Source organism: Gallibacter sp. Marseille-QA0791 (genome assembly GCF_965119705.1).
GTDB lineage: Bacteria > Bacillota > Clostridia > Peptostreptococcales > Anaerovoracaceae > Lentihominibacter > Lentihominibacter excrementipullorum.
Genome location: NZ_CBCPMH010000001.1, coordinates 798,121 through 816,326, shown reverse-complemented (window position 1 = coordinate 816,326; position 18,206 = coordinate 798,121). Strand labels below are relative to the sequence as shown.

At 51.0% G+C, this 18,206-nt stretch carries 12 protein-coding genes; 10 read left to right on the top strand and 2 right to left on the bottom strand.

Annotated elements, in window-relative coordinates; genetic code table 11:
* Positions 1 to 14 precede the first annotated feature (14 nt).
* From ACQY69_RS03695 to ACQY69_RS03680, 4 genes are all read left to right on the top strand, one after another.
* Positions 15 to 1,304 (top strand): MFS transporter, encoded by a 1,290-nt coding sequence (locus tag ACQY69_RS03695; RefSeq protein WP_428258713.1) that lies wholly within the window; start codon positions 15 to 17, stop codon positions 1,302 to 1,304.
* Between the two features lie 183 nt (positions 1,305 to 1,487).
* Positions 1,488 to 2,939 carry a UDP-N-acetylmuramoyl-L-alanyl-D-glutamate--2,6-diaminopimelate ligase gene (locus tag ACQY69_RS03690; RefSeq protein ID WP_428258711.1) on the top strand — a complete coding sequence of 484 codons (1,452 nt, stop codon included), beginning with the start codon at positions 1,488 to 1,490 and terminating at the stop codon, positions 2,937 to 2,939.
* A gap of 78 nt (positions 2,940 to 3,017) precedes the next feature.
* Positions 3,018 to 3,437 (top strand): PPC domain-containing DNA-binding protein, encoded by a 420-nt coding sequence (locus ACQY69_RS03685; RefSeq protein WP_428258709.1) that lies wholly within the window; start codon positions 3,018 to 3,020, stop codon positions 3,435 to 3,437.
* A 183-nt stretch (positions 3,438 to 3,620) separates the two neighbouring features.
* Positions 3,621 to 3,938, top strand: a complete 318-nt coding sequence (locus tag ACQY69_RS03680) for a hypothetical protein (protein WP_428258708.1) — start codon at positions 3,621 to 3,623, stop codon at positions 3,936 to 3,938.
* A gap of 294 nt (positions 3,939 to 4,232) precedes the next feature.
* Here the strand turns inward: ACQY69_RS03680 and gpmI are convergent, their stop codons facing one another.
* Positions 4,233 to 5,756 carry a 2,3-bisphosphoglycerate-independent phosphoglycerate mutase gene (gene gpmI, locus ACQY69_RS03675; RefSeq protein WP_428258706.1) on the bottom strand — a complete coding sequence of 508 codons (1,524 nt, stop codon included), beginning with the start codon at positions 5,754 to 5,756 and terminating at the stop codon, positions 4,233 to 4,235.
* A 513-nt stretch (positions 5,757 to 6,269) separates the two neighbouring features.
* Here gpmI and addA point away from each other — a divergent pair.
* The 6 genes from addA (at position 6,270) to ACQY69_RS03645 (ending at position 16,046) form a co-directional block, all read left to right on the top strand.
* Positions 6,270 to 9,755: a helicase-exonuclease AddAB subunit AddA gene (addA, locus tag ACQY69_RS03670; protein WP_428258705.1), complete on the top strand. Its 3,486-nt coding sequence runs from the start codon at positions 6,270 to 6,272 to the stop codon at positions 9,753 to 9,755.
* Between the two features lie 85 nt (positions 9,756 to 9,840).
* Positions 9,841 to 10,890, top strand: a complete 1,050-nt coding sequence (gene hrcA / locus ACQY69_RS03665) for a heat-inducible transcriptional repressor HrcA (RefSeq protein WP_428258704.1) — start codon at positions 9,841 to 9,843, stop codon at positions 10,888 to 10,890.
* A complete protein-coding gene (gene grpE / locus ACQY69_RS03660; RefSeq protein WP_428258703.1) occupies positions 10,877 to 11,458 on the top strand; it encodes a nucleotide exchange factor GrpE in 582 nt (193 codons plus the stop codon). Before hrcA ends, grpE begins: the two co-directional genes overlap by 14 nt.
* Positions 11,459 to 11,491: 33 nt before the next feature.
* Positions 11,492 to 13,372 carry a molecular chaperone DnaK gene (gene dnaK, locus ACQY69_RS03655; protein ID WP_428258702.1) on the top strand — a complete coding sequence of 627 codons (1,881 nt, stop codon included), beginning with the start codon at positions 11,492 to 11,494 and terminating at the stop codon, positions 13,370 to 13,372.
* Positions 13,372 to 14,529: a molecular chaperone DnaJ gene (dnaJ, locus tag ACQY69_RS03650; protein ID WP_428258701.1), complete on the top strand. Its 1,158-nt coding sequence runs from the start codon at positions 13,372 to 13,374 to the stop codon at positions 14,527 to 14,529. The genes dnaK and dnaJ overlap by 1 nt, the downstream gene beginning before the upstream one ends.
* Positions 14,530 to 14,672: 143 nt before the next feature.
* Positions 14,673 to 16,046: an MATE family efflux transporter gene (locus ACQY69_RS03645; RefSeq protein WP_428258699.1), complete on the top strand. Its 1,374-nt coding sequence runs from the start codon at positions 14,673 to 14,675 to the stop codon at positions 16,044 to 16,046.
* Between the two features lie 551 nt (positions 16,047 to 16,597).
* Here the strand turns inward: ACQY69_RS03645 and ACQY69_RS03640 are convergent.
* Positions 16,598 to 18,184 (bottom strand): acyl CoA:acetate/3-ketoacid CoA transferase, encoded by a 1,587-nt coding sequence (locus ACQY69_RS03640; RefSeq protein ID WP_428258697.1) that lies wholly within the window; start codon positions 18,182 to 18,184, stop codon positions 16,598 to 16,600.
* Positions 18,185 to 18,206 lie beyond the last annotated feature (22 nt).

Below are 18,206 nucleotides of genomic sequence, written 5' to 3'. Positions count from 1 at the left end.
CATATAATTTAAATGTGGCAGGATCAAAGAAGGGCTTTGATATCTCACTGAGATGCGGGAGAAAGCCGCGCAATAACGCGTGGGAACATGCCGGAAAGAACGGGGAGTTTATGACGGAGAAGATGTACAACAGAAATATAGTATTGATATTAGCGGCAAGCTTTTGTTATATGGCATGTCCTATGCTGATAACACCACTGATAGTCGGATTTTCAGAGAGCGTAGGCGCTGCCGCAGTCCTTACCGGGATCATCGGCGGACTGATGAATATGTGTTCGATAGTGTGCCGTCCGGTGGTAGGAAACCTGACGGACAGATTTTCGAAGTACAGGATAGCTCTTATAGGGGCTATATTGACGACTGTGGCCTGTATCGGGTATATCGTGGCGGAGGATCCTGTTCTCATAGTGATATCCAGGATCGTCAACGGAGTGGGCTTTTCCTGCTGCTCTGTGTGTATGTCCACATGGCTTTCCAATATGCTGCCAAGAAACAAGATAGGTTCGGGAATGGGTCTCTACGGGATGATGAACGCGTTGGCCATGGCGGTGGCTCCCGCCATAGGTGTATGGGTCTATCAGGCTTTCGGATATCACGCGGCATTCTGTGTAGCCCTGGCTTTTGCCATCGCGACAGGCCTGACGATACAATTCATATCCGATAAGGGCGAACCGATGACGTCTGTTCAGCCGGAGGCCAGTCGGGCGGAGGTCCTGGAGCCTGTCGGCAGAAAGAAGCTGGAACTCGTCGACAGGCGTGTGCTTCCTATCACGGCTATCATCATGCTTTTCGCCATACCTTACTGCGCGACTCAGTCTTTCATCGTAAGCTACACAGAGACGAGAGATATAGCCGTGTCGGTAGGACTCTTTTTCCCTATATACGCCATCATCCTGCTGGTGCTCAGGATGGTGATGAAAGGATCCTTTGACCGTCTGCCGTTCAAGGTCTTTCTGATTGGCAGTTCTGTGTGTGCTTTCTGCGGGATAGGCCTGCTTGCTGTCATGGAGAACAATGTGCTGATGTTCCTGGCAGCGACTTTCATGGCCGGAGGATATGGCATCATGTGTTCCGTGTGTCAGTCCACAGCTATTTTGCTGGCGCGGAGAGGAAAGCGTGGGCTGGCCAACAGCACGTATTACATCGGATTGGATCTGGGGATGACTCTCGGCCCTGTCATAGGAGGATTCCTGTACGGACATCTTGATATTTCCATGTTTTACCCGATGCTGGCGGTAACGGTACCACTGATAATCATCGTGTATATTTTCTCGAGAAAGGGCCTGGAGCCGAAGAACTTTTAAAGCCTCATTAAATTTATTTAACCTTTATTTAACTTTCTCTCCCGGGGGTTGAAGACGGCGGACATCGTATGTATTATCATAGGTGAAATGTATGGCGAGAGGGAGAAGTCGGTGAAATGACATCCTTCCTGTCATATCTTGAAGCTAATGTTGACAGCGGTATTCGCAGAAAGGAAGATGATCATGCGGTTATTGGAGATGTTTCCAGCTCTGCCAGCATCAGATGATAGGGAGATCGAAGGAATTTGTATAGATTCGAGAAAGGCGGAACCGGGAGACCTGTTCTTTTGCCTTAAAGGAACGGAGAGCGACGGGCACAGGTTTGCCGGAAAAGCGTGCCGTGCCGGCGCTTGCGCCGTCGTTTGTTCCGATGAGGTGGAGAAGGTCGAAAACACGGTTTATATAAAGACAGAGGATGTGACAGGTCAGCTCAACAGAATATGCGATCTGTTCTGCGGAAGACCAGGCAGGGAAATGACAGTCTTCGGTGTGACCGGAACCAATGGCAAAACTACTGTCGCCAGTATCATAGAAGCGGTATACGGTAAAAAAGTGTCCTGCGGGTATATGGGGACTGTCGCCGTCCGTTACGGTGGCATCAGCAAGGAGTCCAGTCTGACGACACCGGACGCTGTGGAGCTCCACAGCACGCTGCGGGAAATGAGGGATCATGGTGTCCAAGCTGTGGCGATGGAGGTGAGTTCTCACGGATTGGCCATGAGGAGGACAGATTCGGTAGATTTCGACGTGGCCGTATTCACCAACCTTACATACGACCATCTGGATTTTCACGGGACAATGGAAAATTATTTTGAAGCGAAAAAGCGCCTTTTCATGGATATGAAGCCGGAGGGTACGGCTGTGCTCAATGTGGATGATGTCAGGTTCCGGGAATTGAGGGATTGCTGCAGGTGCGATATACGTACATATGGTATAGATGCCGCGGCTGATTACAGAGCCGAAAACATCAGATCCGGGGCCGAAGGCAGCAGTTTCACACTGGTTTGCGGAGAAAAGCGATATGAGGTGAAGACGAACCTGTCGGCCTTGTATAATGTTTACAATCTTCTGGGGGCTGTAGCCGCCATGAATGTGGCGGGGATGGAGATAGAAGAGATGCTGCCGCTGCTGAGCGATTTGCCTCGAATAGACGGAAGGCTGGAACATATGGAGTATGGACAGGATTTCCATATCATCGTCGATTACGCCCACACACCTGATGGATTCGAGCAAGTCATGCGGTATGCCCAGAGTGTTACCGCGGGAGATCTGTACTGCGTTTTCGGATGCGCGGGGAAACGCGATAAAAACAAACGCGAAATGCTGGGCCGGATAGCCGGGAAATATTGTCGGAAGGTTTTCGTCACAGAAGAGGATCCGCGTGATGAGAAAGTTGAAGATATCGCAGAGGCTATAATGGAGGGAGCCGGCTGGGAGCAGTCGATTTTCATAGCCGATCGCCGGAAAGCCATCGAAGAAGCCATCAACACCGCCGGGAGAGGGGACTGTGTGCTCATCCTGGGGAAAGGCAGGGAGATATATATGGACCGCGAGGATGGTCGCCAGCCCTGGATGGGAGATGATGAAGCAGCCCAGGCAGCCATAGAGGAACGGATGAGGAGAGGCAGAGCTTGACAGAAATGACGTTGGAAGATATATTTACAGGAGCATGCGGAAACTTATAGTAAACGGCAAACGGGAAAGGTGGACTTTATGGAATACAGAAGGTTTGGCGACAGCATAATATGCAGGCTCGACAAAGGCGAGGAGATACTGCAGCAGGTGGAAAAGCTGGCGAAAGCCGAAGATATAAAACTGGCCGAGGTCAGCGCTCTTGGCGCCGTAGGCGACTTTACGGCAGGTGTCTTCGACGTAGACGAAAAGAAGTATCACAGCAACGATTTTAAAGGGAATTTCGAGATCGTCTCCCTGGCTGGGACCATAAACACTATGGACGGCGAATTCTACGCCCACCTGCACATGAGCGCGGGAGATGAGAAAGGCCATGTTTTCGGAGGCCATCTCAACAGGGCAGTGGTGAGCGCTACATGCGAGATGGTGATCAACGTCATAGACGGCAGCGTAGACAGGAAATTCAGCGACGAGATAGGTCTGAATCTGCTGAAATTTTGAGGCGCTGATGGGAAGACAGCGCCGGAGGCTCCAGCCGACACCCGGAACCCGGAATTTGCGCCCGGCGCCGACATCCCCACTGCATTGTCGCCGTTTCCGGATTTTCGGCTTGACACCGTCAACTTCAAATGATACCATTTTTAATGGTGGATAAATAAGTTTTACATAAATTCGGAGGTTTTTATGAGCACGAAAGTGACCAGAGAAGAGATCATAGGTAAGATAAAAGATATCATCGAAAATGAAAAGTTCAGATTAGACGGTTTTTTCCTCTGCGGATTCCCTACAGGCGCTCCTAATCAGGTACTGCAGAAAGCCTGTGAGAAGTATATCGAGATAGAAGAAAAAGGCCAGCCAAGCGAGGCAGATACCAAGACGCTGATAGAAGCTCTGGAAGATTCCCTCAAGGTAGAGTCCGAGGTAGCTGATGTCAATGATATCTCCAAGAGCGATACCATGGTAAAATACATACTGGAGCATAAGGAGATACTGTTCGCGTAATATTCGGATGAGACCCCGGACGTGTTCCGGGGTTTTTATGTACAGAAAAAGCGGGCCTTTGCAGACATTTTAGTTTTCGGGGAAAATGTCTGTAAAATTTAATGGGCTTGAGGGATGTGGACTTTTTTTGTAAAGGGCTGGGGGATGTTTTTTCGAGCTTTTATGGACTCGCCGGAAGGATGAGGGCCTGCAAACGTTGAAAAAAATACAGACATTTTTGCAAAACGGCAAAATGTCTGTATTTTTTATAAGATCGCCGCGTTAGGCGGCGGAATGAGCATCACCTGCGGCAGATCAGGCCAGCGATTCACCTGTCATTTCCTCAGGTATGTCAAGGTTCATCAGCTTCAGCAGGGTAGGCGCGATATCGCACAGCCTGCCGCCGTCCTTCAGCGTCACAGGTTCGTTGGCGATGTGGACCAGTGGAACATCGTTGAGGGAGTGAGCCGTCACCACATTGCCGTCTTCATCCAGCATCACGTCTGCATTGCCGTGGTCCGCTGTCAGCAATATCTGGCCGTCTTTTTCCAGTATAGCGTCCACTATCTCTGGCACACATTTGTCCAGAGCTTCGATGGCCTTCACGGCAGCATCCATCACCCCTGTGTGGCCTACCATATCGGCATTGGCGAAGTTAAGGATTATCACGTCGTATTTGTCGGTGGCTATGGCTTCCAGAACCTTGTCGGTGACCTGGAAGGCGCTCATTTCAGGCTGCAGGTCATAGGTGGCCACCTTAGGCGACGGCACCAGGATGCGATCCTCATTCCTGTTGGGAGCTTCCACACCTCCGTTGAAGAAGAAGGTCACATGGGCGTATTTTTCCGTCTCGGCTATCCTGAGCTGATGGAGACCCAGGTCTGCGATGTATTCTCCTAGAGTATTGTGCATCGTCTCAGGAGGGAAGGCCAGAGAAACGTTTGGCATTTCCGCGTCGTATTGGGTCATGCAGATGTAGCACAGGTCCGAAATGATCTTTTTGCGCTGGAACCCGTCGAAGCCGCTGTCCACGAAAGCTCTGGTTATTTCGCGGGCTCTGTCAGGCCTGAAATTGAACATGATCATGGCGTCGCCGTCGGATACGGGAACAGCTCCGTCGATCACTGTAGGCTGAACGAATTCATCGTTTTCATCACGTTCGTAGGCAGCAGTCACCGCTTCTGCAGCTGTCGGGACGTGTATGCCTTCCCCGGACGTCATGGCGTCGTATGCCTTTTCCACCCTGTCCCAGCGCTTGTCCCTGTCCATGGCGTAGTATCTGCCGGATACGGTGGCGATGGAGCCGATCCCCAGCTCTTTAAGATGGTCTGCCAGCATATCTATATATTTCCCGGCACATCTGGGCGGAACGTCCCTTCCATCCAGGAAGCAGTGGATCTGAAGCTTTTCTATGCCGTTCTGCCTGGCCAGATCGGTGAGGGCCAGCAGATGGTCGATATGGCTGTGGACGCCCCCGTCGGAGAGAAGTCCCAGCAGGTGGAGCGTCGAGTCGTTTTTCTTCACGTGGTCCACGGCCTTGAGGAAGGCCGGATTTTTGAAAAAGGAGCCGTCTTCGATGGCCTTCGTTATCATGGTGAGATCCTGGTAGACGACCCTTCCGGCGCCTATGTTGAGATGTCCTACCTCGGAATTCCCCATCTGCCCTTCGGGAAGGCCGACAGCCAGACCGCAGGCCTTGAGCGACGTGGACGGGTATTGTGAGAATATCCTGTCGAGATTGGGCTTTCTGGCAGCCGCTATGGCGTTGCCGTAAGATTCTTTATTGAGACCGTACCCATCTAATATCATCAGCATGGTCGGACGGTTGAAATTCTTCATGTTCTTCACCTCGCATTATTATGATGATTTATATTATACACCAAACGGAGGCAGTTTGTCGGAAAAATCGTGATTTGGACGTCTGCCGGACTTCACACCGGTCTTTGTCTGTGATGAAGTGTGTGCAGGCTTTATGCCTAAAACAGTATTGCTACAGATGGTTTTTAGCATAAATGACAGTTTTGAGGAGTTCTTGCCGAGGGCAAAATGCTAAAGACTGCGATAAATCAGTTTGTTTTGGCATAAAATTTGTGTGTTGGCTTTCGAAATATGCTAAAAGGACTGATTTGAAAACGAGTTATAGGCATTTGGATATTGCCGAAGCCGTATCAAAAGCGCTATTTATGCCTAAAAGTCATGAAAATTTCAGGGTGTTGGCATATTTTGCGAAGTACCGGTGGCAGAATCGGGACAGATATGCCTGCCGGGAGAGCCTTTTCAGCCGGGGGCGAGTCTGATATAATTGGGATATCGCACGGAAGCCGGGAGAAAAGGGCGGAAAAAGAGAAAAGGATGGAAGCGCTTATGGAGTGGACGAAACCACAGAAAGAGACGATAGAGACCAGAGGGAAAAATATCCTGGTGTCAGCGGCGGCAGGATCGGGAAAGACTGCTGTGCTGATAGAGCGGATAACGAGGCTGGTGATAGATGAGAAGACGGATATAGACAGGTTCCTCATAACAACTTTCACCAATGCGGCGGCGGCGGAGATGAAGAGCCGCCTGGAAAAGGCCATATCGAAGCAGATGGATGAGCCGGGAGCCGACAGGAGCTTCCTGAGGCGGCAGCTTTCCATGATGCCGAGAGCTAACATCAGCACTTTCCATACCTTCGCCCTGGAAGTGATGAGGCGATACTTTTACCTTACGGATCTGGAGCCGGGGTTTTCCATTGGAGATGATGTAGAGGTATCAATCATGAAAAACGACGCAGCGGCCCGGCTTTTTGAGGACAGGTTCGAGGAGGATTATGATGCCTTCTCACTTTTCCTGAGGAAATACAGCAGCGACAGGAGCGAAGAGCGGATAAAGAAGAACATCATATCGCTGTATGATGAGATGCGCAGCATTCCTCAGTATATGGATTGGGCGGAGAGGACGTCGCGGCTCTTGGATGCCAAGTCACCGTCGGAAGCGCTGGGGCTTACAGGTTTTATAGCGGACGAAGTGGAAAAAGGTGTGGCAGAGGCTTGCAGGCTCTACGAAAGAGCGGTGCAGACGCTGGAAGAGGCCGGCATAGACAGTCTCAGCGAGAAGGCGGCTCAGGATGTGGAGAAGCTGACAGATATGGCGGAAAGGCTCGGGCAAAAAGACGCGGCGGCTGAAAAGCTGGAGCTTTTCAACGATTTCATATCGACAGTGAAGTTCAATCAGATGCGGGCGGCCAAGAGCCAGCAGGAGGATTATGACCAGGTAAAGGAACAGGTGTCCAGGCTGAGAAAGGGCGGTAAGAAAGCGCTGGATGACTTGAAGAAGAAGTATTTCGCCAGGACCATGGAGGATTACGACGAGGAGCTGCGAGCCGGATACGAGGACACCATGTATCTGACGGGGCTGCTGAAGGAGTTTGAAGAGATCTTCAGGGAAATGAAGGCCGACAGGAACATGGTGGACTTTGACGATGTGATGCACTACGCCATCCTCATACTCCGGGACGATATGGCGGCGGACGAATACAGGAAGAGATTCAGATATATATTCATAGACGAGTTTCAGGACAGCAATTTGCTCCAGGAGGCCATCGTCGGAAGGATAACCGACGGGAGAAACCTGTTCATGGTAGGCGATGTGAAGCAGAGCATATACAAGTTCAGGCTGGCGGAGCCGGAAATATTCAGGAGGAAATATCAGCTGTACGCACGGCAGTCAGAGGAAAACAGTGTGAAGATAGACCTCAACAGCAATTTCAGGAGCAAGCTGCTTGTCACGGAGACTGTCAACAGAGTCTTCTCGTCAGCTATGGAGGGGTATGATGAGAATGCACGGCTGAAATGCACGGTGGACGAGGTCCATCCCGGCATGGCGACTCAATGCCATATAGTGGACGGCAGTGAGGCTGAGGACATCCGCGGAGACCTCGATCCTGAGGCGCAGCTGGTGGCGGAGTTGATAAGGGAAAGCCTGGGAAATGAGATATATGATGTAAAGAAGGGCGTCGCCAGAAAGGTGGAATACAGAGACATCGTCGTCCTTTCCAGAAGCAGGTCAGCCATCGGAAGGATGGAGCGGTTTCTGAACAACGAAGGGATCCCGGCCTACGGAGAGAATACGGGTGGGTATTTCGAGACAGTGGAAGTTCAGGTGTTCGTCAATCTGCTGAGGATAATCGATAACACCCGTCAGGACATCCCGCTGATATCGGTGATGCGCTCTCCGGTATTCGATTTTCATGTCAGGGAGCTGGCGGCGGTGAGGATAGAGAAGCGGGACGGCAGCTTTTACGACGCGGTCAGGGCGTTTGCGGAGGCAGATCATGGCGGCGACGAAGATGCAGCTGCGCTGGCGGCGAAGATAGAGGAGATGTTTCGCCAGATAGCCTGCTGGAAGGAGCTGAAGAACACCGTGACGCTGGAGGAGCTGACCAGGATACTGCTTTACGATACAGGATATTTCGACTACTGCAGCGGTCTTCCGGCCGGTAAAAGGAGGATATCTAACCTGAGGCTCCTGGTGGAAAAGGCGGGGCAGTTCGAGCAGAACAGCCACAGTGGCCTATATGGCTTCATATCATATATCGAAGCAATGAAAAAGAACAACATATCCATAGGGGAGGCCAAGGTACTGGGAGAGGGAGAGAATGTCGTGAGAGTCATGACAGTCCACAAGAGCAAGGGTCTGGAATTCCCCATCGTCATCCTGACCGGGATGGGCCGCATGATAAGATACCGAGGGGCAGGGACATCCACGGTCATGCACAAGGATCTGGCTCTCGGGATGCCCCATGTGGATCTGGAAGGCAAATGGCACAGGAAAACTTTGCTGCAGCGTGTCATAGAGGCGAAGAAAGCAGAGGAGGAGCTGGAGGAAGAAATAAGGATACTTTACGTGGCCATGACGAGAGCCATGGATCAGTTATTGCTGACAGGAACGGTGAAGGATCCGGAGAAACTGGAAGAGAGCGGAGGAAAGGCCGGATCTTTCCTGGAGATGATCTATGCGCCGATGAAAGAGGCAGGAGAGACGATAGAAATACACAGAGGTGGAGCAGGCGCTGTTCTTCAGGCGAGACAGGCGGTATCGGATATCCATATGGCAGATATATTCGACAGGAGCCGGAAGGAGCGGAACGAGGAAGCGATCCAGCTGATAGATGAAAGGCTTTCATTTATATATCCGTATGAGGATGCTGCTGGCGTTAAGTCAAAATATTCCGCTACTGAGATGAGCAGAGCAGGACTTTCGGAGAGAGACAGGAGGATAACGGCGGCTGACTTCATGCGGCCTGATTTTTCCGTGGAAAAGAAGCAGCTGACGGCAGCCCAGGCAGGGACGGCAATGCATCTGGTGATGGAAAAGCTGGATTTCAGACAGGCGCTGTCCCTGGGAAAGGGATACATCCGCCAGGTGGCCGAAGAGCTTCACAGGGATCAGCGGCTGTCTGACGAGGAGATGGAAGCCGTGGATATAGATAACATCGACGCCTTTTTCCGTCAGGACGTGGGAAGGCGGGCCGCGACGGCGGAAGTCATGTACAAGGAACGGGAATTCATATCCAGCCGAAGGATAAAGGGAGCGGAAGTCATAGTCCAGGGTATGATAGACTGCTATTTCCAGGAGGATGACGGGCTGGTCCTCATCGACTACAAGAACACTCATGCGGACGGCGAAGCGGATGAAGAGGAGACAGTCAGACGGTACGAAGGCCAGATGAGGATATACGCGGAAGCTCTTGAGGAGGCCGGCGGCAAAGCTGTGAAGGAAGCTTATCTGTATCTTTTCGGTCTGAAAAAATTCATTCCTGTAAAAATCGCGGAGCAAACAAAAATTTTTTTCAAATAAGTGTTGACATTGATGACATGCAGTGGTAAATTTAAACTGTAGTTAGCACTCGGAGATAAAGAGTGCTAACAACGGGAGGTCGAAGATGAATTTAAGCGAGAGAAAACTGAAGATATTACAGGCTATCATAGCTGACTTCATCAGGACTGCCGAACCGGTAGGGTCCAGGACTATATCCAAGAATTATGAATTGGGTGTCAGTCCCGCGACCATAAGAAACGAAATGTCGGATCTGGAGGAGATGGGTTATCTGACCCATCCTCATACGTCATCGGGCAGGGTGCCTTCCGAGAAGGCATACAGGCTTTATGTTAACGAGATGATGAAAAAGCGTGAGCTGACGGAGGAAGAAAAGGATGCCATAGCGGCACAGCTTCACAGCAATGTGTCCGAACTGGAGAAGATAGTCCAGAGGGCAGCCCATATATTGTCTGAGATAACCAATCTGACGGCCTTCGCCATGACGCCTAAACAGGATCAGGACACACTCAAATATGTGAACCTGCTTCCTGTGGACGAGCACACGGTAGTGCTGATGATCGTCTCGGAAAGCGGCCGGGTATCCAATACGTCGGTACACATGAACAGGCCTGCTTCTGAGGAGACACTGAGGATACTGGCCAAGATGATGACATATAATTATCGAGGCAAGACGCTGAGTGAAGCGTTGACTTTTGATATCATAAAGTCATTCAAGGCGGATGCTGAATCGATGGCGATGTTTGAAAACGAGATCGTTCCTAATTTTATCAAGACGTTGGAAGACATGCTCAATGTCAATCTGTATATGGATGGACTTACCAACATATTCTCCATCCCTGAGTATAACGACCTTGATAAGGCGAAGGTTTTCCTGGAAATGGTCAGCAGGAAGGAGGATTTCACCAGGACCCTGATAAACAGGGAAAACGGAGTGATAATAACCATAGGGAACGAGAACCAGAATGAGCTGATGCAGGATTGCAGCCTCATCACGGCAACCTATCACGTAGACGGCAAGATGGTGGGCAAGATAGGAGTGGTAGGACCTACGAGGATGCGGTACGGTGAGGTTACCTCAGTCGTTGAGTACCTTACGGATAACATAAGCAGGGCATTTATGATCACGGAAGGAGACGAGGATGACAAAGATTGACGCGGAAGATATAAAGAAAGAAAAGACGGAAGAGGCCGGGGCTCAGGAAAACGCTTCCCAGGATGTGAAGGATGAAGACGCCCGAAAAGGGCAGTCTGAAGGCACGACCGGTGAGAAAGCTGAAGAAGCAGAAGCCTCTCCCGATAAAAAAGACGCTGATGAAGACAGCGATACCAGATACCTGCGGCTTATGGCTGATTTTCAGAACTATAAGAAGCGGGTGGAAAAAGAAAAGACAGATCTTTATTCATACGCCAATGAGAAGCTGATAACCGAAATGCTGGAGGTGCTGGACAATTTTGAGAGAGCGCTGGGACAGGATGAAGCGGGAGACGGCTTCAAAGAGGGTATGGAAATGATATTCAAGCAGCTCAGGAACGTACTTGAAAAGTCCGGCCTGGCTGAGATCGCAGCGCTGGGAGAGGAGTTCGATCCGAACTTCCACAACGCGGTGATGAAGGAGGAAACTGAAGAATACGAAAGCGGCAAGGTTTCCGGCGTTATGCAAAAAGGCTATACCCTGAACGGGAAGGTGATCAGACCGTCCATGGTAAAGGTCGCAGACTAGCTTTCGAAATCATATATTGAGGAGGAAAACAAAATGGGAAAAGTAATAGGAATCGACTTAGGAACTACAAACTCGTGCGTAGCGGTTCTTGAAGGGGGAGAACCTGTAGTAATAGCTAACGCGGAGGGAAACAGGACCACGCCATCGGTAGTGGGATTTGCCAAAAACGGTGAAAGACTGGTAGGCGAGACAGCCAAAAGACAGGCCATCACCAATCCGGAGAGAACGATCTCTTCCATCAAGAGACATATGGGAACGGATTACACGGTAGAGATAGACGGCAAAAAATATACACCACAGGATATATCGGCAATGATCCTGAGCAAGCTGAGAGCTGACGCTGAAAGCTATCTCGGCGAGAAAGTAACGGAAGCCGTGATCACGGTACCGGCGTATTTTACCGACAGCCAGAAGCAGGCTACCAAGGACGCGGGAAAGATCGCGGGCCTGGATGTAAAGAGGATCATCAACGAGCCTACGGCGGCGTCACTGGCTTACGGTCTCGATAAAGACGAGGCTCAGCATAAGATACTGGTATATGACCTGGGCGGCGGTACCTTCGACGTATCCATCCTGGAACTGGGAGACGGCGTATTCGAAGTACTGGCCACCAACGGCGACAACAAGCTGGGCGGCGATGACTTCGATGAAGCGTTGCTGAACTTCATGGCTGACAGCTTCGCCAAGGAAAACGGAGTGGATCTGAGAAACGACAAGATGGCGCTCCAGAGACTCAAGGAAGCCGCTGAAAAGGCCAAGAAAGAGCTTTCCAGCGCACAGACGACAAACGTCAACCTGCCGTTCATCACGGTAAACGAAAACGGACCTCTCCACATGAATATGGATATAACCAGAGCTAAATTCGAGCAGCTGACAGAGGGACTGGTAAACAGGACCATCGGCCCTATGAACAAGGCCATGGCCGATGCCGGAGTAAGCAACAGCGACATTTCCAAGGTAATACTGGTAGGCGGTTCCACCAGGATACCGGCTGTACAGGAAGCCGTAAAGAAGGTGACAGGCAAGGAGCCGTTCAAGGGTATAAATCCTGACGAGTGCGTAGCCATCGGAGCAGCTATCCAGGCAGGCGTGCTTACGGGAGAGGTAAACGACGTATTGCTGCTGGACGTAACTCCGCTGTCATTGTCCATCGAGACGCTGGGCGGCGTAGCTACCAAGCTCATCGAGAGAAATACGACGATACCTACGAAGAAGAGCCAGATCTTCTCGACGGCCGCCGATAACCAGACTGCTGTAGATATCCACGTAATGCAGGGCGAGAGAGAAATGGCTGCCGACAACACTACTCTGGGAAGGTTCCAGCTGACAGGCATTCCACCGGCCCCACGTGGTGTCCCTCAGATCGAGGTAACTTTCGATATCGACGCCAACGGCATCGTAAACGTAAGCGCCAAGGATATGGGAACCGGTAAGGAGCAGAGCATCACCATCACTTCATCGACGAAGCTGTCGGAGGACGAGATAAACGCCAAGGTAAAGGAAGCCGAGCAGTATGCTGAGCAGGACAAGAAGAGAAAAGAAGAGATAGAGATCAGGAACAGAGCCGAGACGCTGGTATACGAGACCGAGAAGAACGTCAAGGAGCTGGAAAACTCTCTCTCCGAAGAAGAGAAAAACGATATCAACGCGGCTAAGGATGAGCTTTCCAAGGCTCTGGAAGCCAACAACATCGAAGATATCAAGGCTAAGACAGAGAAGCTGACAGAGAAATTCCACACCATATCGGCCAAGATGTATCAGCAGCAGGCTCAGGCACAGCAGGGCGCGGATCCTAACATGGGAGCAGGCGCAGGAGCGGCAGGAGCGGCAGGCGGGACCAATGCCGGCGGTGCTCAGGACGACAATGTTGTCGATGCCGATTACGAGGTTGTTGATGAGGATAAGGATAAATAATGGCAGATAAGAGAGATTATTACGAGGTCCTTGGATTGAAGAAGGGGGCCAGTGATGATGAGATAAAGAAAGCATTCAGAAAAATGGCAATGAAATATCACCCGGATAAAAATCCGGGTGATAAAAATGCCGAGGAGAAATTCAAGGAGATCAACGAGGCCTATGCCGTACTTTCCGATCCTGAGAAGAAAGAAAAATACGACAGGTTCGGGCACGCGGGAGTCGATCCCAATTCGGGCTTCGGCGGTGCGGGAGGCGGCTTTGGAGGCTTTGGAGGCTTCGGTGGCTTCGAGGATATCTTCGATATGTTCGGCGGCGCTTTCGGCGGTTTTGGCGGAGGTGGCAGGAACAATTCCAGGAGGAATGGCCCGAGAAAGGGCAGCGATCTTCAGAAAGCTATAACCATAGAATTTGAAGAAGCGGCCTTCGGGTGTAAGAAACAGATACGCATCAGCAAGCTGGTCAAGTGTAAGACCTGCGGAGGCAGCGGCGCGGCACCGGGGACATCCAAGAAGACATGTCCTAAGTGCGGCGGCACTGGGGAGATAAGGACGTCTCAGCGAACTCCGCTGGGGACGTTCCAGAGCGTGTCGCCATGTCCTGACTGTAACGGGACGGGAGAGATAAATGAGACTCCTTGCAAAGACTGCGGAGGCAGCGGACGCGTCAAGGACAACGTTACTATATCAGTGACTATACCGGCAGGCGTGGACAATGAATCGGTCATACCTATCAAGGGGCAGGGAGAGCCGGGTATCAACGGAGGACCTGACGGAGACCTTTACATCGTGATAAACGTCAAGCCTCATAAGCTCTTTGAACGCCGTGGACAGGATCTGTGGCTGGAGATACCTATCACTTTCGATCAGGCTGCTCTCGGCGACGATATAGTCGTACCGACTTTAGAGGAAAAGGTTTCATACAAAGTCCCTGCCGGGACTCAGCCGGGAACTGTGTTCAGGCTCAAAGGCAAAGGTATCAAGAGCGTCAGAAGCAGTAAAAAAGGTGACTTGTACGTCAAAGTTACGCTGGAGATACCTACCAAGCTCAACGCTAAACAGAAGAAGGCCATTGCGACCATGGCCAAGAGTGTTACCAGTGACTGTTATCATAAAAAGAGCAGTTTCCTGGATTCCATCAAAGAATTTTTCTCTTAGAGGATCCAAGGTGTATAATATAGAGTGCAGACCTGTATATAGTCTGCACTCTATTTGTGGTTATGTGACAGCAGGATTGTGCAGTAGGATTTAAAAGTATCATATTATTAAGGAGGATTTGTTTTGAAAAGCGGTGATCATGTATGAGTGACAAAAATGAGTTGGCGGTGGAAGGTAAAGGCGGTAAGCTTCTGTTTACCAACAGGTACCTTCTGAAGTTGCTTTGGCCGTTGTTCGTAGAGCAGCTTTTGGTCTACGCGGTGGGACTGGCGGATTCCGTCATGGTGGCCAGCGTCGGAGAAGAGGCCGTATCGGCTGTATCTCTGGTGGACTCGGTGATGGTATTGGTAATAACCATATTCATAGCATTGTCTACGGGCGGCGCGGTCGTAGTGGGACAGTATCTGGGTCAGCAAAAGGCGAAGGAGGCAAACAGGGCGGCAGACCAGTTGATATTGTTCGTCGTGTTGTTCTCGTTCCTGGTCATAGCCGTCATGTATGTGTTCAGGACAGGTCTGATGCATCTCATCTTTGGTGAGATAGAAGACGAGGTGATGGATAACTGTAATACATATTATATGATAGTGGTGGCATCCATCCCGTTCATAGCCATATCCAACGCCGGCTCTGCGCTTTTCAGGAGCGTGGGCAATTCCAATATTTCCATGAGAGCTTCCATCGTCATGAACGTGGTGAATATAGGAGGCAATGCGCTGTTGTTGTACGGATTCGGCATGGGTATAGCAGGAGTGGCGATACCTACGCTGGCCTGTAGGATAGTAGCCGCGGGGATAATGTTGTTCCTTCTCAAGAATCAGGAGCGAAAGGTCCATCTCAGCAGGAAATTCGTCCTCATACCTGATTGGAGTCTCATAAAGAAAATATTGAGGATAGGTGTTCCCAACGGCATAGAGAACAGCATGTTCCAGCTGGGAAAGCTGATCCTTCTCAGCATGATATCCGGCTTTGGCACAGCCTCTATCACAGCCAACGCCGTCGCCAATACAGCGTCACTGATAGCGGTGCTTCCAGGCATGGCCATGGGATACGGCGTAGTGTCGGTCATAAGCATTTGCGTAGGAGCCGGAGATTATCAGCAGGTACGATTTTATGCCAGAAAGCTGATCAAATGGGTATATGGTATCATGATCATCACCAATATAGCGATGATCCTGGCGATACCGCTGATCCTGGACATGTACGGCCTTTCTCAGGAGACTGCGGATATCGCCGGACAGCTGATATTCGTCAACTGCGCTCCGGCCGTATTCATCTGGCCTCTGTCTTTCACAGTGCCTAACGTGTTGAGAGCAGCCGGGGATGTAATGTATACCATGGTGGTAGGCGTAGCTTCCATGTGGATATTCAGGATATTTTTCGGTGTATTCCTGGGAGAGTTTATCGGCATCGGCGTCCTGGGCGTATGGATAGCCATGGTAGTCGACTGGGCTGTCCGATCCGTCTGCTTCTGCCTCAGATACCGCGGGAGTAGATGGAAAAGAGAGGCCGTGGTATAAGCAGAAAGCGATTCGCGATGAGTCGCGATCCGTAGCGTGTCGTGATCCATAGCGAGTCGTGATCCGTGGTGCGGCAGTGCCGCGATTTGCAATGCGGTATCATACGGCGTCGCTGCGGCGCGTTTGCCGGATTTTTGTTTGCAACTCATTTTCCGGCAGCGTTGCCATTGCTGTTTGCCGAATTTTTTGATATGGTGTAAAATCCGGCAGGGCTGACACAGGCTCTTGCCGAATCCTCTTTGATTTGATGATATCCGGCAAGCCGGACACGGCTGGTTGCCGGATTTTTTGCATAGTACGATTATCCGGCACAAAATTGTAAATGTATTCCAAATAAAAAGGACGCTTTTCATGAAGATGCGATTTTTTCCGGATTTGGCTGCCGGATTTTTTCTTTATATCGAAAATCCGGCACGAAGTTTTGTTGGCGCTGCCGGGAATCGCTCTTTTCTTCAGGATCCGGCACGAATGCCTGTAAAGAGAAGCATCCCCGGAGCTTTTGCGAAAGAAATGTCCGCCAAAAGGGTCTCAGGGGATGCTGATATACGATGCTATTTCTTTTTCAGGCTCACGCCCATTGGTTCAGGTCTGAAGAGGCGAGGATCCATCAGCTTCAGGTCGTCGGATATCTGAGGCTCGAATTCCATCAGTGCCAGAATGTCTTTTTCCAGGTCAACGCCGGGCGCGATCTCGATGAGCGTAGGGCCGCCGGGCATCAGTTTGAAGACTGCCCGTTCGGTGATGTAGAACACGTTCTGCCGGCCTTTGTCCAGGGAATTCTCACCGGAGAAGGTTATGTGATCCACGTTCCGTACGAATTTTATGCTGCGGCCGTTTCTTACGATGCGAAGCTTGCCGTCCTCGATACGGATGTCGTTTTCTCTGCCGGCGGTGAAGGTTCCCATGAAGCATATGTTTTTGGCTCCCTGGGTTATATTGATGAAGCCTCCCGGGCCGGGAACTTTACCGGCAAACCTGGATACGTTGACATTGCCGTGCATATCTATCTCGGCTGAACCGAGGCAGGCAAAGTCGATACCGCCGCCGTCGTAGAAGTCGAACATATCAGGCTGTTTAAGTATCGCGTCAGGATTATAGGCTGCGCCGGTAGCGATGCCGGGAGCAGGGACACCTCCCATAACACCGGATTCGATACTGGCCGATACGTCGTCGATGAGACCTTCTTCGTTGAGGACATTGGACACGTTCATAGGAAGCCCGATCCCCAGGTTTATGAAGGAATCCTCCTGGAATTCGAAGATCCCTCGCCTGCAAATGACCTTTTCGATAGTGAGGGGCAGGCTCTTGATTTCTTCCAGTTGTATCTTTTCATCACCACACCAGGAATCGACCGGATCCGGCAGCCCCTCGATAAAATGCTGTCCTGTATTTCCGGGGGAGCCAAGAACCACGTAATCTACCAGGGTGGAAGGAACGGTGACCTTCTGAGGATGGAGGGCGCCGCTGTCGACGATCTCATCCACCTGGACTATGACGATGCCGCCGGAATTTCTGGCAGCTGTAGCCATTTCCAGCTGTTCCAGATGCATAGCTTCCTTTTCCAGGGAAATATTTCCCTTTCTGTCGGCCTTGGTCCCCTTTATGATGGCCACGTCGATGGGAAAGGCGGGGTAGAAGAGGCACTCGGAGCCGTTGAGGTTTATCAGCTGTACAGGGATGTCGTCGCATTCCTTTGCAGCGTCATTGATGCGTCCGCCGTCGACGCGGGGGTCAACAAAGGTCTTCATTCCCACCTCGGTGAACACGCCGGGCTTTCCGGAAGCGATGGCACGCATCATATGGGAGAGTACTCCCTGAGGTATCATGAAGCAGGGAAAGGCGTTATCCATGATGAGAGGATAAACCTTGTTGGCCAGGCTAAGGTTGCTGCACAGGAATCTCCTCATGAGCCCTTTGTGGGCAAAGTGGTTTATACCGCGATCTTTGCCGTCTCCTCCTATGCCGGCCACGTTGATGACGTTGAGGTCGCGAGGGTGGCCTTCCCTGACGAACCTGCTCTCTATCTCGCCCATGATGTCGTCGGCGAGACAGAAACTGATGAATGCGTCGATGGCGACAGTGGAGCCGTCCTCTATTATCTTTGAAGCCTCTTTGGCGTCTATGAATTTTACAGTCATAAGGTACCCTTTCGAATATATT